Origin of the sequence: Nocardioides sp., assembly GCF_031422975.1 — a bacterium.
Classification (GTDB): domain Bacteria; phylum Actinomycetota; class Actinomycetes; order Propionibacteriales; family Nocardioidaceae; genus Nocardioides.
In genome coordinates this window covers 1-2,460 of sequence record NZ_JANPEO010000458.1, presented here as the reverse complement: position 1 = coordinate 2,460, position 2,460 = coordinate 1, and the positions used below count along the sequence as shown (strand labels likewise).

The 2,460-nt window shown below is 70.4% G+C and carries 3 protein-coding genes; 1 reads left to right on the top strand and 2 read right to left on the bottom strand.

Annotated elements, in window-relative coordinates; genetic code table 11:
- Nucleotides 1-1,044: acyl-CoA dehydrogenase family protein (locus tag RMO85_RS13680; RefSeq protein ID WP_310529279.1), on the bottom strand; the 1,044-nt coding region annotated here is incomplete at its 3' end.
- Nucleotides 1,045-1,068: 24 nt separating this feature from the next.
- Here RMO85_RS13680 and RMO85_RS13675 point away from each other — a divergent pair.
- Nucleotides 1,069-1,947, top strand: a complete 879-nt coding sequence (locus tag RMO85_RS13675) for a sulfotransferase domain-containing protein (protein ID WP_310529278.1) — start codon at nt 1,069-1,071, stop codon at nt 1,945-1,947.
- A gap of 106 nt (nt 1,948-2,053) precedes the next feature.
- Here the strand turns inward: RMO85_RS13675 and RMO85_RS13670 are convergent.
- On the bottom strand, nt 2,054-2,460 hold a 407-nt coding region (locus RMO85_RS13670), incomplete at its 5' end, for a C40 family peptidase (protein ID WP_310529277.1).

Below are 2,460 nucleotides of genomic sequence, written 5' to 3'. Positions count from 1 at the left end.
GTCGTGCAGCAGCTGCTCCTGGTCGGGGGAGGCGGCCTCGAACTGACGGCGACGCCCGGCATTGCGGGTGGCGAGGGTGAGCGCGACCTTGGCGGCGTTGATGCCGGCGCCGCCGACGCAGACGCGGCCCTGGACCAGGGTGCCGAGCATGGTGAAGAAGCGCTTGTTGGCATTCTCGATCGAGCTCTCGTAGTCGCCCGCCTCGGTGACGTCGGCGAACTGGTTGAGCAGGTTGGTCCGTGGGATCCGCACCCCGTCGAACCAGATGCGGCCGTTGTCGACGCCGTTGAGCCCCATCTTGTGACCACAGTCCTCGATGCGGACGCCGGGCAGGACCTGCCCGTTCTCCCGGACCGGCACGACGAAGGCGTGCACTCCCCGACCCTCGCCGCCGACCTCGAGCTGCGCGAAGACGACCGCGACGTCGGCGTGTGCAGCGGCGTTGCCGATGTAGTCCTTGCGGCTCGCGTCGTCGGGGGTGGTGATGACGAACTCCCGGGTCGCGACGTCGTACGTCGCAGTGGTCCCCAGCGCCTGGACGTTGGAGCCGTGCCCCGTCTCGGTCATCGCGAAGCAACCCATCACCGTGCCGGTGACGAGGTCGGCGAGGTAGGCGTCGTGGTGCGCCTTGGTGCCCAGCTGGAGGATCGCGCCGCCGAACAGCCCGAACTGGACGCCGACCTTGACCAGCACGCTGAGGTCGCCGAAGGCGAGCGTCTCGAACGCGGCGACCGAGGCGCCGATGTCGCCGCCACCGCCGTACGCCGTCGGGAAACCCATCCCGGTCTGGCCTGTGCCCGCCATCTCGACGACGACGTCGCGCACCCGGTCGCGGAAGGCCGCCGTGTCCATCTCCTCGGCGTCGAGGAGGATCCGCTGGTGCTCGGCGAGGTTGTCGCGGACGAGCGCACGCACGTCGGCGTACTTCCCGTCGAGCAGCGCGCTCAGGGCGGCGACGTCGACGACGGGCTGCACGTAGCCGGCCCTCGGTGTCGGCGCCGTTGACTCATCCGTCACGTTCTCGACAGCGTCGCTCGTGGTCATGTCTCACAAGGTAGCGTCGCGCGCGTGAACCGTCCCGAGCCCGAGGCCGACTTCGGACGCATGCCGTACAACTTCTCGATCGTGGGCGTGCAGAAGAGCGGGACCTCGACGCTGTCCGGGACGATCAGCCAGCACCGCCTCGTCTGCCGGCCGCCGCGCAAGGAAGCGCACTTCTTCAACGACGAGGGCTACGACTGGGCGCACCCCGACTACGAGCGCGACTACACGGCGCCGCGGCGGGCCCGGGTCCACACGATGGTCGGCGACTCCACCCCGGTCTACCTGTTCTGGCCCAACGCCCTCGAGCGGATGCGGGCCTACAACCCCGACCTCCCGCTGATCGCGGTGTTCCGCGACCCGATCGAGCGACTGTTCTCGCACTGGACGATGCTGCGGACCCGCCATCCCGACTGGCCCGACTGGCCGGGCTTCCTCACCGAGTTCCGCCCGACCTCGCTGCCCACCGCGGTGCCGACCGATGTGAAGCCGATGCGCTACAAGCACATGTCCGGCATCGCCCGGGGCTACTACGGCGCCCAGCTCGAGCACGGCTTCTCGATCTTCGACCGTTCACAGTGGTTGCTGCTCGAGTTCCGGCAGATGCTGGCGTCGTTCAACCCGGCAGTCGACCGGGCGACCGATCACCTCGGGCTGCCGCGCTTCGAGGAGCACCCGCCGCTGCGCAACCGCTACGCCGGCGCCTCGCTGGTCAGCGGGACCGCGCCGACGGCCGACGATCTGGCATCGCTGGCTTCCCTGTACGCCGCAGACCTGGCCGTCTTCGACCGCCTCTCGGGCCTCGACACCTCGGCGTGGCCGACGACCCGGATCCTGGCCGGGACCCTCGACCCGGCTGAGCTCGCCGCCCGGCTGGCGACCAAGGTCGCTCCACTCTCCGACTGACGCGGGCCTGCCCCTGGCTCGGCTCAACTGGCGGCGTACGACGTCGATCTCGGCGCTCCACCTGTCGGGCGCCGCCAGTTCGTGGCGACCCCGGCACCAGCGCGCGTCAGGGACGGGCGAAGAAGTTCGGCGCCGTCCAGGAGTACATCGACTCCTGCACCACCGGGCGACCGGTCCGCGGGGCGTGGATCATCTGGCCGTCACCGACATAGAGCGCGACGTGGTAGATCGAGCTCGACTTCGAGCTCGAGCCCCAGAAGACCAGGTCGCCGGGAACCAGTGAGGCAGCGGCGATCGGCGTCGAGCCGGTGTACTGGGCGACCGAGTAGTGCGGCAGCGACTTGCCGCCAGCAGCCCAGGCGCCGGCGGTCAGGCCGGAGCAGTCCCACGCGTTCGGACCAGCCGCACCCCACTTGTAGGGGTCACCGATCTGGTCGGCGGCGAAGGCGATCGCGGCCGCCGCGTTGCCAGTCGGCGCCGGTGGGGTGGGCGTCGGCGTCGGCGTGGGGGTCG